The organism is Mucilaginibacter sp. P5_A6 (genome assembly GCF_056400585.1).
The window spans coordinates 128940-148027 of the sequence record NZ_JBFUKZ010000010.1; the positions used below are offsets into that span (position 1 = coordinate 128940).

Below are 19088 nucleotides of genomic sequence, written 5' to 3' on the forward strand. Positions count from 1 at the left end.
TACATAGTAGCCGGTAGGGAAGACTTTTTGGTCCTCCGGTTTTTTAAAACCCTCCCTTCCGGGGAGGGTTGGGGGGCTTATTGCGTCATCCCCTGCAATGGTGGGTTGGGAAGGCTTAAGGCTGATAAAATTACAAGCTAACATTTTCCACAATTCCCTCTGTAAACAATGTAATCATTATCTTGTTCCACATTTACTTTGAATAGGATAATTTAACATGAAGAAACTACTGCTATTTATACCCATACTTTTTATATTGGCCTGTGGGCACGACCCGGCACAGCAGCTGGAAAACAAGAAGCTTAACAGCCTTGCTGTTGAGTATGTGAGGCTTGGCCTTACTATTGGTCAATATGACACCGATTTTGTGGACGCCTATTATGGTCCTGATTCGTTAAAACCGAAGCCATCACCTAAAAAAGAATTCCCAAAGGATAGTCTACTTGCAAATACCAATATTTTGATGAATGAGTTGAAAATTATTTCGACTAACTCACAAATCGACACTAATAAAATACGGGCCAACTGGATGATGGATCAATTGGTGGCATTCAGCAGGCGAATCCGGATTTTTTCGGGCGAGGAAAGACCCTTTGACGAGGAATCAAAGGAGCTTTTTGGTGTAGCCGCGCCGATATATGATGAAGACCATTTTAAAGCGCAGATAGCCTTATTGGATAGTATCCTGCCGGGAAAGGGCCGGGTAAGTGAGCGTTTTCAAAAACTGGCCAATAAATTCATCATCCCTAAAGATAAGCTCGACCCGGTGATAAAAGCCGCCATTGCCGAAGCCCGCAAGCGCACCATGGCCCATTACACATTGCCCGCAGGTGAAGCTTTTACGCTGGAGTATGTAACCAATAAACCATGGAGCGGTTATAACTGGTACAAGGGTAACTATAAAAGCACCGTTCAGATCAATACCGACCTGAAGATTTTTATAGACCGTGCTATTGATGTGGGCAGCCATGAAAGCTATCCTGGTCATCATGTGTACAATATGTTGTTGGAGAAAAACCTGTACCATGATAAAGGCTGGGTAGAGATCTCGATGTATCCGTTGTTTAGTCCGCAAAGTTTGGTTGCCGAGGGGAGCGCCAATTATGGTATCGAGGTAGCTTTTCCGGGGGACGAGAAGGTGAAGTTTGCCAAAAATGTATTGCTGCCGCTGGCCGGTTTGGATACCGCGGGTATCGATCTGTATTTTAAAGCCCTTGCAATAAAAGGTAATTTAAATTATGCCCGCAACGAGGCGGCAAGAGGGCTGATTAACAACACCATGTCGCGCGATAAGGCTACCAATTATCTTACCAAATATTGCTTGATGAATGATGAAACGGCTGCTAAATCCATCAGCTTTATTAAAAAATACCGCAGCTATGTAATTAATTATAATTACGGGATGGATATGGTAAAAACCTATATCGAAAAAAATGGAGGCACCGCTAAGGACCCCGTGAAACGATGGGAACTTTTTGGTAGATTGCTGAGCAATGAAGTAACTACCGACGAGTTGCTCAAAAAATAAACCGCCATGTTCAAAAAAGTTATCCCGGTCTGTTTGATCGCTATACTAATAGCCTGTACCGGCTATGCTCAAAAAAGAATAGTATGGCTTGATTCGGATACGGGTAATGAAATGGACGATTTGTATGCCATTGTTTATCTTTTAAAAGATAAGCAGGTAAATATTGTTGGGTTAAGTTCGGCCCATTTTAATAATGCCGATATGCTGGTTGGTGATAAATGGCATTACTACCCCACAAAAAACATCAACACAGTACAACTAAGCCAGGACCTGAATGAGCAGTTGCTGCAGCTTACTTCCAGAACCGACATTCCCCATCCGCTGGGTAGCAGGGGAACTATCGGGCATTCCTGGGGTGGAAAGGAGCCTGTTATTTCTGATGCCGAAAAAGGGATAATATCCGCGGTACACCAGCTTAAGGACGGCGAAAAACTGGATGTGCTGTGTATTGGAGCTGCGTCAAACATAGCGTCGGCTATTCAGCTTGATACTACCATCATTCCTAAAATAAGGGTTTATGTGCTGGCAGCACGCTATTTCAGCGATCGGAAGGTGTGGGATAAAAGCGAATTTAACGTTCGCAACGATCTGAATGCATTTGATCTGTTGCTCAATTGCAAAGGGCTTGACCTTACCGTTATGCCCATTAACACCGCCATTGCTTTGAGGTTTAACCGTGCTGTTTGCCGTAACAATTTAAAGGGCAAAGGTAAATTAGGTGAGCTGTTATATAACCGCTGGGATTTTGTGGAAGCTAAAGAAACCTGGGTAATGTGGGATCTTGCCCTTGTAATGGCTTATCTTGATCCGGCAAAAGCCGAAAAAATAAAAGCCGATGTGCCGCCCGAAAACGGACCGCGTGAAATATCAGTATATAAAACTATCGATGCCAAAGCCATGGAGCAGGATTTCTGGAACAGGATGTTAAAAGAGTAGTAGATTAAAAAAGCAAGTTTGGCATGACTCTTTCTTTTATCTTCCGAATAATGGAACAGATTGGACCAATTTAATACTAAACAGAACCAATGATAATGAAGAACAGGTTTTTAACCGCCCTTTTTTTTACTGCGGGCGTTTATGCATCATGTAAAAATCCAAAACCTAACCAGGCCGACGCAGCTTACACCGGCTGGGGTACTTATGCCGGTTCAAAGGAAGGCAACCGTTATTCATCAAACCAGGAGATCAACCTAAGTAATATAAGTAAGCTAAAAGTAGCGTGGACGTATAGCACCAACGATAAAGATTCTGCCAACCGCAGTCAGAACCAGTGTAACCCCATAATGGTTGATGGTATACTGTATGGAACCAGTCCTAAATTGAAATTATTTGCACTGGATGCCGCCACAGGCCGGCAAAAATGGCTTTTCGACCCGGCAAAGGCTGATACCACTAACAGTGGCGACCCGATGGCTTACTACAAAGTGAGCAGGGGAGTTATCTACTGGCAAAATAAGGATGGCGGCGGGAAGCGGATTTTTTATAGTGTCGGCATTAAGACTTTCGCTATAAATGCGGAGACCGGTACTCCAATTATGACCTTCGGCAAAAACGGCTACATTGATCTTACCAAAAACCTTGGCAGGGATACCAAATCATTTGTGGCTGGTACCACGCCGGGCGTGGTATATCATAATTTGCTGATTGTTGGAACCCGTGTAGCCGAATCTGCCGATGCGGCGCCGGGGCATATCAGGGCTTATGATGTACGTACGGGAAAACTAAAGTGGATTTTCCACACCATTCCGCATCCCGGCGAAAAAGGTTACGAAACATGGCAGGATACTGCCGCTTACAAAAAGTTTGGCGGAGCCAACAGTTGGGCGGGTATGGCGCTGGATGAAAAGCGGGGCATAGTTTATATCCCAACCGGATCTATAGGCGGTGATTTTTATGGCGGTTTCCGTAAGGGGAAAAATCTGTTTGGCAATTCGTTGCTCGCGCTGGATGCGGCTACCGGGACGCTGAAATGGCATTTCCAGGTAGTGCATCATGACCTGTGGGACCGTGACCTGCCCGCTAATCCCAATTTGGTAACTATCACTCATGATGGTGAAAAAATTGATGCTGTGGCCCAGATTACCAAGCATGGTTATGTTTTTATGTTCGATAGGGCCAATGGTAAGCCCATATTCCCGATAGTGGAAACACCGGTACCCACCAAAGCCCTGCCGGGCGAAAGGCCATGGCCAACACAGCCAATACCGACTTTACCGCAACCTTTTGCAAGGCAAATATTTAATCCCGAAGATGTAACCAACCGTACACCCGAAGCGCATAAAGAGATGCTGGAAAAATACAACCAGGTTAAAAACCGCCTGATGTTTACTCCACCCAGTAAAAAAGGTGGCTGGATCTTCCCCGGCTTTGATGGTGGAGGCGAGTGGGGCGGCGCAGCGGTTGATAAGGAAACAAACATCATGTATATCAGCTGCTCCGAAATGCCCTGGGCACAAGTAATGATCGATGTGCCAAAGGTGACCAATGATAATTCGCTTAAGGGGATGGGACAGGTGATCTACAATAAAAACTGCATTGGCTGCCATGGGCCGCAGCTAAAAGGTAATGGCACATCATATCCATCGCTGGTAAACATTGGAAAAAAGTACAAAGAAGAACAACTAAGCCAGGTAATTGCGAATGGCCGCAATATGATGCCGTCCTTTAAACAGATAGCATCACAGGATAAAAAAGCGCTGCTGGCTTTCCTGCTAAAGCTGCCGGATGCCAAAGCGAAAAAAACGTTAGATAAAGAACCAACTACCGACCGGACTGCCAGCACCAAAACCGAAAAGAAGGTGGTTGACGAGATTCCATACACCATGACCGGCTATAACAGGTTTTTGGATAAGGACGGCTACCCGGGAATTAAGCCCCCGTGGGGTACCCTCAATGCTATCGACCTTACTACAGGCAAGCTGTTATGGAAAGTGCCGGTAGGCGAATATCCCGAGCTTACCAAAAAAGGCATCCCGGTTACAGGTACGGAGCTGTATGGCGGTCCGCTGGTAACCAAAGGCGGGTTGGTGTTTTTAGCTGCCACTAAGGACGAAAAGATTCGCGCTTTTGATAAAAAAACCGGTAAAGTGGTTTGGCAGGCGCAGCTGCCCGCAGCCGGTTATGCTACCCCGGCCACTTATGTTATAGATGGTAAGCAGTACGTAGTAATAGCCTGTGGGGGCGGGAAGATTGGCAGTAAGTCGGGTGATGAGTATGTTTGTTTTGGGCTGGGGGAATAATGAGGGCCCGGCCTGCGCATTCCCCATCACGGTCAGTGTAACAACACCCACTACATACCGGTAATTGACAATATCTGGGTATATTTGACATGCAGCCAGTAAAATCACGACGCTGTTAAATTGACTCCTGTTTACCAGTTAATTAAATTATAAAACAATGAAGAAGGTCTTGTTATCTATCTTTTCTGCCATTATATTTCTGACTATCCTATCCTGGGCATTTCCTGGTAAGGATACCATATCAGCAGGAAGTCAGCCGCAAATTAGTACTGATAACAAGGGCATTATCAGGGTGGTATATGGAGATAAGGATAATATATTTTGCGCTACCTCAGATAACCGGGGTGTAACATTCTCAAAACCGGTGCTCGTAGGCCATGTGCCAGCTATGCACTTAGGGATGTCACGAGGACCTCAGTTAGCCAGCTCGGCTAATTATAGTGTGGTAACTGCAATTGATAAATCCGGCAATATTCATTGGTTTCAATTAAATCATTTATCCCAAAAATGGAAAAATATGGGCGTTGTAAATGATAGTAAAGGTTCGGCACCCGAAGGGCTAATGGGTTTGGCAGCCGATAAAAAAGATAATTTTTATGCGGTTTGGCTTGATACGCGTACGGGAGGCAATAACCAGGTTTATTTAGCCTCCCTGCCGGGAAAAAAGGGCGCCTGGTCAAAAAATATTTTGGCATACCGGTCACCTGATGGCCATGTATGTGAGTGCTGTAAACCAAGTATCGCTGTAAAGGGCCCTAAAGTGGCTATCATGTTCAGAAACTGGCTTAACGGCTCAAGAGATCTGTATGTAGTTAAATCTTTGGATGGGGGTAAGGTGTTTCAGGCGGCTCAAAAAATGGGCATGGATACCTGGAAACTCAATGGCTGTCCGATGGATGGCGGCGGCATCGTTATTGATGGCTCAAACAGCATTCACACGATATGGCAGCGTAAAGGAAATATATATTATGCAAAGGCAGGTGAGCCGGAAACGTATATGGGAAAGGGAAGATCCTGCGCTATTTCAGAAGCCGGTGCTAATACGATTATCACCTTTCAAAACAGCGATACGCTTAAGTTAATGTCGATAAAAAACAAAGATCAGGTAATCGTGGGTAAAGGTGGGTTCCTGAAATCTGTTATTCTGCCCGGCAATAAAATACTATGCGTTTGGGAGCAGGATAATATGATAAAGTTTAAAAAGATCTGAGTTTACTCTTCATAATTATAGTAAAACAGTTTTTTAAAATTTACAAAGACATTTCGCCGTTAAGAGCATAAAGTATATAAAATCCTTTTTACCTATGTTAAATTGTCCTGTTTCCTTTTATCTTAGCGATAACAGCAACAAAACTAATCTTAGTCAATTAACGGCATGCAAAAACCATTACACCACGTAAAGTTTATAGTCACTTGTATATTGTTTCTTATCGGTCATTTATCCTTTGCCCAATCCAAATATCATCCTGCCGAATTATTTCCCTCTTTGCCGCTTTTACCCCCCGGCACCGGATATCGTACCGCTACCGGCGAGCCGGGCCCTGCGTACTGGCAAAACCAGGCAGATTATGTGCTTGATGTGGCACTTGATGATAAAACCAATATTATAAGCGGAACAGCTACCATTACCTATACCAATAATGGTCCTAAAGCGCTTTCATCTTTGTGGATGCAATTGGAGCAGAATGTATTTAAAAAAGATTCAAGAGGAATCCAATCCAAACTATTTCTTTACAAAAATCCGGCTGAACAGGTGGCTGATGGCGGTTACGAAATTGATGGCATAAAACTTACGGTCGATAATGCCGGTGATATTAAATATCATGTGTATGATACCCGGATGCAGCTGGAGTTGCCGCAACCATTAAAAACCGGTGAAAAACTAACCTTCAGTATCCGGTATCGCTATAATTTCCCGGTTAATTATAAAAATGCCGATTTCCTGGTTAACAGAACGGATATCCTGCCCACAAAAAACGGTAATATTTATGCCATGGCGCAGTGGTACCCGAGGATGTGTGTGGTAGATGAGGTAGAAGGTTGGAACACGCTGCCATACCTTGGCAATGGCGAGTTTTACCTGGAGTATGGCAATTTTGAGGTGAATATTACAGTACCGTCATCGTACATAGTAGAAGGCTCGGGCGACCTGATAAATCCTGACGAAGTTTTAACCCCAGTACAGTTAAAACGTTGGCAATTGGCCAAAGAAAGTTCGCAACCTGTGCAGATCAGGTCAGCCAAAGAGGTTACAGAATCATCTTCAAGGCCTGCAAAGCCAACCTGCACCTGGAAGTTTAAGATGGATAATACAAGGGATTTCGCCTGGACAGCATCCAAATCATTTGTTTGGGAAGCCTTAAGTTTTCAGTTAGCCGATGGTAAGCACGTTATGGGCAGCTCATTATACCCTGTTGAATCGGAAAAGCAAAACAGCTGGAAGCGGTCTTCGGAGTATATCAAATTTACACTGCAGTATTTCTCAGATAAGTGGTATCCCTATCCCTATAACAAAGCAGTTAACGTAGCATCTAATTTAGATGGTATGGAATACCCCGGTATGGTATTTTGCTCGGCAAAAGATACCGGTAATATGTACTGGGCGGTGGTGAACCACGAATTGGGCCATACCTGGTTCCCGATGGTGGTAGGCAGCAACGAGCGTAAATATGCCTGGATGGACGAGGGCTTTAACCTGTTTATTGATAACATGGCTACCAAAGCATTTAATAAAGGGGAGTTTATAGGCTATGCCGAAATTGATAGTCCGCTTGATTCGCTATTTTCAGAGAAATTATTGCCCATTGTAAGCCGCCCGGATGCTATACCCGGTAACCAGGTTTATCCGCTTCAATATCAAAAAGTGGCCTACCTGTTAACATTATTACGTAACCAGGTATTGGGGCCGGATAGGTTTGACCGGGCTTTTAAAAAATACATCCGCGATTGGGCCTATAAGCATCCAACACCCTGGGATTTTTTCAGGAGTATAGACAGTTCTGCCGGAGAAGACCTTACCTGGTTTTGGAAGTCGATGTTTTTAGAGAATTACAGGCTCGATCAAAAGATAGTTCAGGTGGCGGGGACGGCAAATACCCAACCGCAGATCACCATTGAAAACCTTGAAAAAGCAGCCATGCCGCTGGTAGTTGAAATAACGTATACCGATGGCTCAACGGAGCATCGCGAGTTCCCGGTAGAAATATGGGAGTATAGCGATACCTATGTTTTAACGGGCAATAAAAAAGTCGCCATAGCCAAAATAGTTATCGATCCCTCAAAACTTTATCCTGATGTAGATAGGACCAACAATGTTTATGAGTTAAAAAAGTAACGGAACGATGAACCAATTATTCATCTTTTTAAACCAGATTTTTGGGTGATAATCGGGTTGGCGCGGGCATTTTTTTAAACGCCTGGCCCCAATCAATAACAATAAAATAATATACAGTTAAATGAATGTTTATGCTTGCCTGTTAAATTTAAGGAAGCAAAAAACTGATGACCCGTATCGCGTTTCCCCGAAGTAATTTTGATGACCTTCGCATTTGTCCTATAGATAAATTGGAGGAGGGTATATCCCGGACGTCTATCCGGTTAAAATTACAGAATAATCCTAAAACTGATAACGACCGCGAACACTACCAAAAAGAATTGGATAAGCTGAGTGTATTTAAATATATCAGCCAATTAAGAAAAGGCAAATTAAGCTACGATGATTTTATCCAAAAGGTAGAATTAATACGTTGAACCCTCTCAAAATTTCTCCTCATAAGCTTGTGCTCCCGGTGTTTCCAGCTTATAATGTTTTACCTGGCCGGAACCTTCAAACTCAAACCTGATGCCTACAACACGGCCAATGCTGTGTTTTTGCTCTACATCCATGATCTGTTTATTATTAAGGAAAATTTTTAAGCGATGGTTTTTTACACTGCATTTTAAGTTTTGGAACTGAGTAAAATCACAACCGAAGGCGCTAAGGTCATGATCTTTGCCGTCTATCCAGTTATAGCCGGTTAAAATACCTATATCGGCAATGCAGCCTTTGTTTACTATGGGTATTATAATAGCTGCTCCGGCTCCTAAAATTGTCAGGTCGGCTTTACCGCAAACAGATTGCCCTGTGGTTGAGGTGTTGCGCAAAGTACATTCGAGCACAAAATCATCTGCCCTGATGCCGGGGAATTCGCGCACGTTCGAAAACTTTACCCAGGTATTGTTAAACACAGGTACGCCAAGCTTTTGCTGCATAACCTCACCCGAAATACCCATATAACCTTGTCCTTTTATTTCGCCTGGCGATAGGTATACCGGTACGGGAAAATGGTCAACAATGCCTATCCAGCCCTTGGTTTTGATGAATACGGTGCTTTCTTTTTTAATCTGATTATCCACTATCAGCTTTGCTAAAAAATAACCGGGATGATAATAGATGGATGTATACTGTTTACCATTTCCGGGTACCCGTTCGCGCCGGCTGGGATCCCAGGATTGCTGGATAAAAACATTGTCCGAATTAAAAGCAGACGCATCGTACTGAAATACTACAGAGTTTGGCAGCCCATCGGATACCTTTTTACTGCTGAATTTTACGCCTGATAAGTCGATAGGTTTTTTCCTTTTCATGCTGATAAAATAAAGGCTGCCAAGTACAAGCAGGAAACTCCCTATAAGCCAGACATATTTATATGGTTTTTTTGGAGAAGTTATTATGATTTCCTGGCCGGTTACGATGGGTGCTGCAGGCTGTTCTATAACACCGTTAACCTGGTGATGTTGCCTGAAATCGCGCCAGCTGGTATAATCAAGAAAACGGGCCAGCGCGTTGAGAGTAGCTGCCGTAGGGAAGCTTTCGTAACGCACTTTTCCCCAGATGCGTTTAAGGGTTGATATGCTTAACTGCACTTTGGTTTTTTCAAATATCTGTTTGCTTAGCTGTTCAAAATCGCTGTTACCCCAAATATTGCTATCTCCCCAGTTCAAGGCTTGTTCAATTAGCTGCCGGCATAACAAAAGCAATTGTTTTTCTTTTTCCATAGGTTTTTCAGGTGGATGATGCGGTATCTAAAAATGCAAAAAAGGTTTGAACAAACTTGAACAAAACTTGAAATGCTTATGAAGCTTTATTATGAGCGCAATTTGCAAGTTTTGCTAAAGTTAAAATCTAAACTTATGAAGAACAACATTTTATTCGCACTCTTTTTACGCATTACACTCTTTTGTAATGTTGGTTATGCACAGCAAAATGGCACCTATAGTCTTAACAACTTATTAAAGCAAAATGAACTGGTAATAACTCCCCGCCAAAGGGTAACCGAACTGGCCGATGGCACCAAGCAGGGCCTATCCTGTAATGGCATTGTATGGCTTAAGGGGGCCAGCTTTAAAACCGGGACAATTGATGTTGACCTGAGGGGCAAGGATGTTTTCCAGCAAAGTTTTTTGGGCATTGCCTTTCATGGTATTGACACCATTACTTACGATGTCATTTATTTCAGGCCATTTAATTTCCGGTCGCCGGATACATTGAGGCGAAAGCATGCTGTTCAGTACATGAGTATGCCCGATTATGCCTGGGACAGGCTGAGAAAGGAACATCCCCTGGTATATGAAAATGCCGTAAACCCATTCCCGCTTGCAACAGCCTGGTTCCATGCGTGTATTGTGGTAAATGCTGATGAAATTGTTGTTTATGTGGATCACTCTACCAGCCCCTCCCTTACAGTTAAAAAGCTAAACAACAGGCAGGATGGCCTTATCGGCCTATGGGCAGACGGATTAACAGGCGACTTTGCCAATCTTGTGATTAAATAAAAACCAATACAAACCTCATTAAAATTTATCATTATGAAAAAGCTATTACTGCTATTTATTCTGCTTGTATCTATTAAGGTATTTGCCCAGCAAAAATACCAGGTACACAATTTGTCTGTTATCAAACCCAATGAGTGGGTCATTCCCAAAAATGATACGCTTGATTATGAATTTGGTGCATACCTGGGCCAAAAGGCACTGTTAATAAAACGGAAGATTGGTAACTACAAATCAGCCAGCCTTGCTTATCCTAAAAACTTAAACTTCAGGGATGGTATCATCGAGTTCGACCTGGCATTCGCGGGCAAAGGGAATGGTTATATTGGCCTTGCCTTCAGAATAAAAGATGCCCATCATTACGAAACCGTGTACTTCAGGCCTTTATCATCAGGTACTATCAACGCTATACAATACATGCCCGAAAAGAAGGCCGAGTTTAACTGGTGGGATTATGAAGCAAATAAATACCAGGCCAATGCCATACTGCCGCACAATGACTGGTTTCATGTAAAAGTTGTGGTTAAAGACAGCAAAATGGAGGTGTATGTAAACAATGCAGCTAAACCATCAATGACATATGCCTCGCTCGATCCATCTTTAAAAAGTGGTTCCGTAGGTTATTGGCATGGCAACTCATCTTTGGGTGCTTACAAAAATTTGATAGTAAAGGCGCTTAAATAACGAGTTATGTATGGCATTTTACATGGATTATCAGGTTTTCTGAATTAGTAAAATATTGTAGCAGGAATTAAAGTAACCTTTGTTCTTAGGCTGGTGTTAAATTATGTGCTAAAAATCTCAAGCAAAATTTGCAACTTTAGCACCAGCCAAATTTACATCTGATGAAATTYAAAATCCTGCCAGTATTGTTATGTACTGTATGCTTTAGCGGTATAAGTTTTTTAAGCTTAGCCCAGTCAAATTTCAAACCCCAAAAGGAGCTTTTAGCTACCATTAAAAAAAACTTTACCAACGCCGGCGCTCAATATAAATTCCTGGCGAAGCAGATAGGGCCGGAGGAATTTCCTAAAACCTATCACCCAAATACAAACAAGCAGGAAAATAGCAATTCGGATTGGTGGTGCAGTGGGTTTTATCCGGGTAGTTTGCTGTATTTATACCAGGAAAGTAAGGACCAGGCTTTGCTTACCGAAGCAAACCGGGTTATGGGTGTTTTAGCTAAGGAACAGTTTAACACGCATACACATGACCTGGGCTTTATGATGTACTGCAGTTTTGGAAATGCTAACAAAATTGAGCCAAAGCCGGAGTATAAACAAATACTAATTAACAGTGCTAAATCTCTTTCTACAAGGTTTAACCCAACAGTAGGCTGTATCAAATCATGGGATTCAAAACCGGGCGATTATTTGGTAATCATTGATAATATGATGAACCTGGAACTGCTGTTTTGGGCAACGCGTGAAACCGGCGATTCCAGCTATTATAAAATAGCGGTTACCCATGCCAATACTACCATGAAAAATCATTTCAGACCGGATTATAGCTCATACCATGTGATTAATTATGATGCTCAAACAGGAGCTGTAAAGGAAAAGAAGACCGCCCAGGGTTTCGCCAATGAATCGGCATGGGCAAGGGGCCAGTCATGGGGCCTGTATGGCTACACCGTGATGTACCGCGAAACACATGACAAAAAATACCTGGATCAGGCTCAAAATATTGCCCATTTTATATTGACTAACCCCAATCTGCCAGCTAATAAGATTCCATATTGGGATTATAATGCCACTAACATTCCTGATGCACTTAAAGATGCTTCGGCAGCATCTGTTATGGCTTCGGCCTTGCTGGAGCTTTGCAGGTACAGCGACGTAAAAAACGGGGAGGATTATTTTAGTGTAGCCCAAACCATATTGAAAACGCTTTCTGCCCCGCCTTACATGGCTGCTGCCGGCACCAATGGTGGTTTTATTTTACAGCACAGCGTAGGCCATTTCCCTGCAGGCACAGAAATTGACGTGCCTTTAACCTATGCAGATTACTATTTTATAGAGGCCATGCAGCGTTACCAGGCATTCGGCACCAAAAAATAACTTAAATTTAGCTGGAAAAGAAAATGGCATTAGGCAAGGGTAGGTTAGAAGCTTTCAGCGATGGCGTTATTGCCATTATTATTACCATAATGGTATTGGAGATGAAGGTGCCGCATGGCGATAGCATTGAATCATTAAAGCCACTTATACCTGTTTTTATAAGCTATATTTTGAGCTTTATTTACGTTGGTATTTACTGGAATAATCATCATCATATGTTTCAGGCTGTACATTCGGTTAACGGTGGGATTTTATGGGCCAACCTGCATTTGCTTTTCTGGCTGTCGTTAATACCATTTGTTACAGGCTGGATGGGCGAAAATCATTTTGCCAGGGGGCCGGTAGCTTGTTATGGTTTTGTATTAACAATGAATGGCATCGCATATTCTATTTTAGTACGAAAACTTATCCATCACCATGGGGGGAATTCTTTGATTGCCGAGGCCTTTGGCGAAGATTGGAAAGGAAAGATATCTATCGGCGTCTATGCGATAGCTATTGGTGTAAGCTGGCTAAACACAATAGCCGCCTTTGTAATGTATGTTATTGTGGCCGGCATTTGGTTTATTCCCGATAAAAGGATTGAAAAGAAACTTGCTCAACAGGATGCGGAGAGTTAATTTTAACTATTAATTATAATTACCTCTGTTTCAGAAATAATGTAATTTAAACATGCTTTATTGGTAAAAAAGTATAAACTATTTTGCAACTTCGCGGTTGTAGTAGTGTTTTTGCCTAAGTTATATTGTGTTGTAAGTTTAAATTTTTAACCATTATTTGCCACTACTTTACGTTTACTTATGTTGGATATTGCTTATGATCATAAGCTCGAATTGCTTGCAAAGGCAAATAAGCTTCATCATGAAAACGAATTGCTTTTAAAGGTAGCAGCCGGTGATGAGCACGCTTTTCGCCGGTTGTTTACAGCATACCATCAGCAATTGGGTATTCATATTTATCGCATTACTAACTCTGCCGACCTGGCTGAAGAAGTTGTACAGGATGTGTTTTTAAAAATATGGATGACCCGCGAAACCCTTGGTAATATTGACGATTTTAAGGCTTACCTTTTTGTTATATCCAAAAATCACGCGCTCAACTGCCTTAAAAAACTGGCGAAGGAACGAATACAAATAAAAAGACTGGAGCAGGGCTGCATAGGAATGCTAAATGCAGAGCAGGATTCGGGTATGTATTATAATTTACTGGATGAAGCCATTGATCACCTGCCTCCGCAACAGCAAAAAGTTTACTTACTAAGCAGGCATAACCGCCTTAAATATGCCGAAATAGCCGATCAGCTTAAACTTTCCCGCGAAACGGTAAAAAAATATCTGCAGATAGCTACCACATCAATCACCGATTATGTACGCACCCACCTKGAGGCTTTTACGCTGATTTTAATAGCGATAAAAACTTGTTTAATTTTTTTTAAAAACCAATAGCCCCTTTTTTACAGGTTTTGTTGTCTTGTATGCGAGTTCGACCCAAACTCCTTTTACCAATTTAAAATTTATGAACTAACATCTACCTGTATGAGTGCATTTAATGCAAGGCTTACCTACCTTTTTAATAGTTATTATAATCAAACCGCTACACAGCAGGAGCAGGATGAGTTAATGGAGATCATCCACTCATCTGTTAATGATGCGGAAATAACTGCACTCATTCACGAGGCCTGGGATAACCTCGAAATTGATGCACCACTTTTTGATCGTACAAAAAGTATTGATATACTAAACAACATTCTTCAAAGTAAATCCAATCATGATGAAGATTCTCCAATACGTCCTCCGGATAAAAATCAGGTGTGGCTAAAATTAGGAGTGGCGGCAGCTATGATGGTTTTTGTTGGCTTTGGAGCATATGTTTTCATGAAGCAAGATAAAAATACGGTCGCTAAAAAAAATATAGCCAAAGCAAAACCTGCACATGATGTTTTGCCGGGCGGTAATAAGGCGGTTTTAATCCTGGCTAATGGCAAAACCATTACACTTGATAGTGTCAAAAATGGACTGTTAGCTAAAGAAGGGTCTGCACACATCCGTAAAACGCGTGATGGTCAATTGGTATACCAAACCGGTAATGACGATGATGGCACTTCGGCTGATATGAACACGGTATCAACCCCAAGAGGGGGGCAGTATCAGCTGGTATTAAACGATGGAAGCAAGGTATGGTTAAATTCAGCGTCGTCACTAAGTTTTCCGGCTGTGTTTAAAGGCAAAACAAGAGAAGTTGAAATTACCGGCGAGGCTTATTTTGAAGTAGCTAAAAATGCCCATATGCCATTTAGGGTGAAGGTTAACAACACAGTAGTTGAAGTTTTAGGTACCCATTTTAATATTATGGCCTACAACGATGAGGCCGTAATGAAAACCACCCTGTTAGAAGGCTCGGTTAAAATAAGCAATAACCAAAATACCAGTATGCTAAAGCCAGGTCAGCAGGCCCAGCTAAATCAAAACGGACCTATAAAAGTAATTGATAACCCTGATGCCGATGACGCTATAGCCTGGAAGGAGGGGATCTTTCAGTTCAGGGATGCTGGGATTGAAGCTGTTATGAGGCAGGCTGCCCGCTGGTACGATGTACAGGTAAGCTTTGCCGGAAAATTGCCCTCCAAAGAATTTACCGGGAGGATCTCGCGCAATGTAAAAGCATCAGAATTAATGGGGATGCTTAAATATATGGGTATCAATTTTAAAATAGAAGACAGGCACATTACGGTATTGCCTTAGCACACACCGTCCAAATAAAATCTAAATAATAAACAACCAATTGTTCACTTTAAACAACCCCATGATGGAAGAAATACAAAAAATAAGTTAGCCCAGGGAGGGATCCATTGGTAAAACGGTTTATCAAATGTTGCAACACGCAAGTTGACGACGCCGAAAATCCGGCCAAAAAGAAACCGGGAAGTATTCGCAGTACTTACCCGGCTAAAGATCTGGGTCCCAAAAAAATACAATCCATGAATCGAAAGTAAATGTTTAACCCAAACTCTACAAACTTATGAATTTTAATTCTAAGGCTACGCCTTTGGTATGGCCCCAATTATCCAAAATAATTTTAGCTATGAAGCTAACGGTTATTATTATGGTAGCGGTACTTACCAACGTGAGTGCCAAAACCTACAGCCAGGTGGTTACCCTGCATCAAAAAAATGCAACGGTCGAAAAAGTCCTGAGATCAATAGAAAAACAAACCGGTTATCATTTTATGTATGATAAGCAGGATGTTTCCAAAGCCACATCCATTAATATCGAAGTCTCGGGTGTATCTCTTGAGCAGGCGCTTGATATGGCTTTTAAAGATCAGCCTTTGACTTACAAAATATTCGACGAAACCATCGTGGTTAAAAAGAAGGATATGGTTATCGCTGCAGTTGCTGATATAAAAGTATCCGGCACTGTATCCGACGCTAAAGGCCCCTTGCCTGGCGTAACCGTTAAGATCAAAGGATCTAATGTTGGCGTGCAAACCGACGTAAATGGTAAGTACACTTTAAATGTTCCCGAAAACGGAACCTTGGTATTTAGTTTTGTTGGTTATACAAGTCAGGAAGTTCCTGTGGGCGGAAAAACGACTTTAAACGTTTTGATGGCCGAGTCGCCAAAAGCCTTAAGCGAAGTGGTTGTTGTAGGTTACGGTACCCAAAAACGTGTTGATTTAACGGGCTCTGTTGGTAGTGTAGGTTCAAAACAATTGCAGGAAAGACCACAAACCAACCTGGAGCAGGAATTATCAGGTAAAATTGCCGGTGTTAACGTTTCAACCAACTCCGGGGCACCTGGAGGTAATACCAAGATCAGAATCCGTGGTTATAGTTCTATCAACACCAGGACAGATCCATTATATGTAGTTGACGGAGTTATTTGGACAGAGGGCGGTAATGCAATTAATCCCAATGATATCGAATCGGTAGACGTGTTAAAAGATGCATCGTCAACCGCAATTTATGGTACACGTGGTGCAAATGGTGTTATCCTGGTTACTACCAAACGTGGTAAAAAAGGAGAAGGTTCTGTAAGTTACGATAGCTATGTAAGCGTAGGCCATATAGCCAAGGAATTGCCTGTACTAAACTCCGCGCAGTTTATGGCTGTTGAAGACTTATCATATGCCAATATTAAAAAATACGACCCTACCGGTTGGGCATCTGGTAAATATGCCGACCAGGATCCGGTTAAATTGCGTACCGCCTTAATAGGTAAGCTATTTGACTCAAATCTTAAACCATTGTATGACGTGGATTGGCAAAAGGCTACTACCCGCAACGCGGTAAGTCAAAATCATAACTTAACATTTACGGGCGGCACAGATAAATTAACTTATGGTTTCTTTTTAAACTACGCTAATGACCAGGGTATTATTTTAAATAGCTATTTAAAACGTTACAATGCGCGTTTAACTATCGACAACCAAATTAAATCATGGTTGAAGGTTGGTGCCACTTTAAATTACAACACCCAGGATCAGCGTACTGCCGATGATGGTACAGGTGGTAACAACATTCCGCGTATGTTGATTGAAATGGTTCCGTTCATTCCTATTAAATATCCGGATGGAACTTATGGTAAACGTACCGATTATCCAAATTTAGAAGGTGGCGATAACCCGGTAGCACAAGCAAACGAGATACAAGCCCTTTACAGAAAACGTATTTTTAGCGGTAATGGCTATCTTAATGTAAACATTATACCAGGCCTTGAATTTCGCAGTACTTTGGGTGTAACAACATCAGCCAATTATAATCCTCATTTTCAAAGTGGTTTAGTTGGTGGCTCTGTGGCCAGTCAAACAAAAAGTTCTGCATCTATTGATGAGCAGAATAATACATTTTGGCAATGGGAAAATCACTTTACCTATAATAAAACCTTCAATAAGGTTCACAATATTAACGTTGTTGTAGGTACAGAACAGCAAAATTTCCAACAAACAGGTTTAGGAGCCTCTACCAGCAATTTATCCGATAATTATTATCAATATTATAATTTGGGTGCCGGTTCAATTCCTGGTCTCCCTTCATCAAATTATGATGCGTGGCAAATGCGCTCATATTTTGGACGTTTAAACTATAACTATAAAGAAAAATACCTGTTAACAGTAACCGGCCGTGAGGATGGTTCATCACGTTTTGGTACAAATGTTAAAAATGGTTTTTTCCCCTCAGCCGCTTTCGCGTGGAGAGCCTCGCAGGAGGATTTCCTGAAGGATAATAAAACTATTTCTGATCTTAAATTCAGGTTAAGCTATGGTTTAACCGGTAACTCCGAAATTGGTGAGTATCGTTCACAAGCACAAATTGGTACAGTTAACTATGTGTTGAATGGTACGCAGGCTATTGGTACGCAACAAACAACAATTGGTAACGAAAATCTTTCATGGGAAAAAACTGCAGAGTTTGATCTTGGTTTTTCAGTAGGTTTATTCAACAACCGTGTCAACATTGAAGCCGATGCTTATTTAAAGAAAACCAAAGCTTTGCTGCTTAACGCGCCATTACCGGAAACAAGCGGTTTTAACAGTGTTTACAAAAACATTGGCAGGTTGCAAAATAAAGGTTTGGAGCTAACTATCAGTACACAAAATATCAAAACTCAGGATTTTACCTGGAACACCTCATTCAATATCTCATTCCTTAAGAATAAAATATTGGCTTTAGGGGCATCTAATGACGATATATTTTTATCACCTACATTCTTGTCTCAATTTAACCTGATGCGCGTAGGTTTGCCTGCCGGTAGTTTTTATGGCTACAAAGTTTTAGGTACCTGGGGTTCAGCCGAAACATCACAAGCTGCTGTATTTAATAAATTGCCTGGCGACTTGAAGATTCAGGATACAAATAATGATGGAAAAATTACAGCTGCCGATAAAGTGATCCTGGGTAAGTCAATACCAGATGGCTACGGAACGTTAAATAACACATTCAGCTACAAAAACATCGATTTGGGTATCGATTTGCAATTTAACTACGGTAACCAAATCATGAACCTAACCCGTCACTCAGGTCAGGACCGTACCGGCCAGGCTAACAGTTATGCCACTGTACTAAACGCATGGACACCAAACAATCAAAATACAAGCATTGCAGAAGACAGACCGGCTTATGTGTATTACCAAACAGAGATCTACTCAACCAAGGTAGAGAGCGGTAATTTTATTCGTGGCAGAGCTATAACGCTTGGTTACACTTTCCCAACCGCTACAATATCTAAAATAAAATTGAGCAGGTTAAGGGTGTACGCTCAAGCACAAAACGTGTTTGTGATAACTAAATATACTGGCTATGATCCTGAAGTTTCTACCTATGGTTACGATCCTAAGAATCCTAACAATAACAGCAACTTTAATCAAAGCATACAGTTTTATGATTATCCAAAACCAAGAACCTTCCTGCTTGGCCTAAATGTTAGTTTCTAATTTAAATGTTAAAACATA

At 41.9% G+C, this 19088-nt stretch carries 14 protein-coding genes; 13 read left to right on the plus strand and 1 reads right to left on the minus strand.

The annotated features are described in order from the left end of the window. Nucleotides 1-217 precede the first annotated feature (217 nt). The 6 genes from AC1DO4_RS13325 to AC1DO4_RS13350 all read left to right on the plus strand — a co-directional run bounded on the left by AC1DO4_RS13325 (nt 218) and on the right by AC1DO4_RS13350 (nt 8517). Complete coding sequence (locus AC1DO4_RS13325) at nt 218-1528, plus strand: hypothetical protein (RefSeq protein ID WP_477416532.1); 1311 nt, start codon at nt 218-220, stop codon at nt 1526-1528. A gap of 6 nt (nt 1529-1534) precedes the next feature. Further along, complete coding sequence (locus tag AC1DO4_RS13330; protein WP_477416534.1) at nt 1535-2464, plus strand: nucleoside hydrolase; 930 nt, start codon at nt 1535-1537, stop codon at nt 2462-2464. A gap of 95 nt (nt 2465-2559) precedes the next feature. Beyond that, nucleotides 2560-4767 (plus strand): outer membrane protein assembly factor BamB family protein, encoded by a 2208-nt coding sequence (locus AC1DO4_RS13335; protein ID WP_477416537.1) that lies wholly within the window; start codon nt 2560-2562, stop codon nt 4765-4767. 157 nt (nt 4768-4924) lie between these two features. Then, nucleotides 4925-5977 (plus strand): hypothetical protein, encoded by a 1053-nt coding sequence (locus AC1DO4_RS13340; protein WP_477416539.1) that lies wholly within the window; start codon nt 4925-4927, stop codon nt 5975-5977. A 165-nt stretch (nt 5978-6142) separates the two neighbouring features. Next, nucleotides 6143-8101, plus strand: a complete 1959-nt coding sequence (locus AC1DO4_RS13345; RefSeq protein WP_477416541.1) for a M1 family metallopeptidase — start codon at nt 6143-6145, stop codon at nt 8099-8101. Between the two features lie 167 nt (nt 8102-8268). Further along, entirely contained in the window at nt 8269-8517 is a 249-nt protein-coding gene (locus AC1DO4_RS13350; RefSeq protein WP_477416543.1) for a hypothetical protein, read from the plus strand. 6 nt (nt 8518-8523) lie between these two features. Here the strand turns inward: AC1DO4_RS13350 and AC1DO4_RS13355 are convergent, their stop codons facing one another. Then, nucleotides 8524-9804, minus strand: coding sequence for a hypothetical protein (locus tag AC1DO4_RS13355; RefSeq protein WP_477416545.1), 1281 nt, complete (start codon nt 9802-9804; stop codon nt 8524-8526). 135 nt (nt 9805-9939) lie between these two features. On the opposite strand from AC1DO4_RS13355, the gene AC1DO4_RS13360 reads away from it, so the two are divergent. From AC1DO4_RS13360 to AC1DO4_RS13390, 7 genes are all read left to right on the plus strand, one after another. Continuing rightward, the gene (locus AC1DO4_RS13360) at nt 9940-10581 is read left to right on the plus strand and encodes a hypothetical protein (RefSeq protein ID WP_477416547.1); all 642 of its coding nucleotides are present in this window, start codon (nt 9940-9942) and stop codon (nt 10579-10581) included. A gap of 33 nt (nt 10582-10614) precedes the next feature. Further along, nucleotides 10615-11262, plus strand: coding sequence for a LamG domain-containing protein (locus AC1DO4_RS13365; protein WP_477416549.1), 648 nt, complete (start codon nt 10615-10617; stop codon nt 11260-11262). Nucleotides 11263-11423: 161 nt separating this feature from the next. Continuing rightward, nucleotides 11424-12638: a glycoside hydrolase family 88 protein gene (locus tag AC1DO4_RS13370; RefSeq protein WP_477416551.1), complete on the plus strand. Its 1215-nt coding sequence runs from the start codon at nt 11424-11426 to the stop codon at nt 12636-12638. Nucleotides 12639-12661: 23 nt separating this feature from the next. Then, a complete protein-coding gene (locus AC1DO4_RS13375; protein WP_477416553.1) occupies nt 12662-13258 on the plus strand; it encodes a TMEM175 family protein in 597 nt (198 codons plus the stop codon). Nucleotides 13259-13438: 180 nt separating this feature from the next. Continuing rightward, complete coding sequence (locus AC1DO4_RS13380) at nt 13439-14083, plus strand: RNA polymerase sigma factor (protein ID WP_477416555.1); 645 nt, start codon at nt 13439-13441, stop codon at nt 14081-14083. A gap of 90 nt (nt 14084-14173) precedes the next feature. Then, nucleotides 14174-15379, plus strand: a complete 1206-nt coding sequence (locus tag AC1DO4_RS13385; RefSeq protein WP_477416557.1) for a FecR family protein — start codon at nt 14174-14176, stop codon at nt 15377-15379. Between the two features lie 277 nt (nt 15380-15656). Then, nucleotides 15657-19070, plus strand: a complete 3414-nt coding sequence (locus tag AC1DO4_RS13390; RefSeq protein WP_477416559.1) for a TonB-dependent receptor — start codon at nt 15657-15659, stop codon at nt 19068-19070. The last annotated feature ends 18 nt before the right edge of the window (nt 19071-19088 follow it).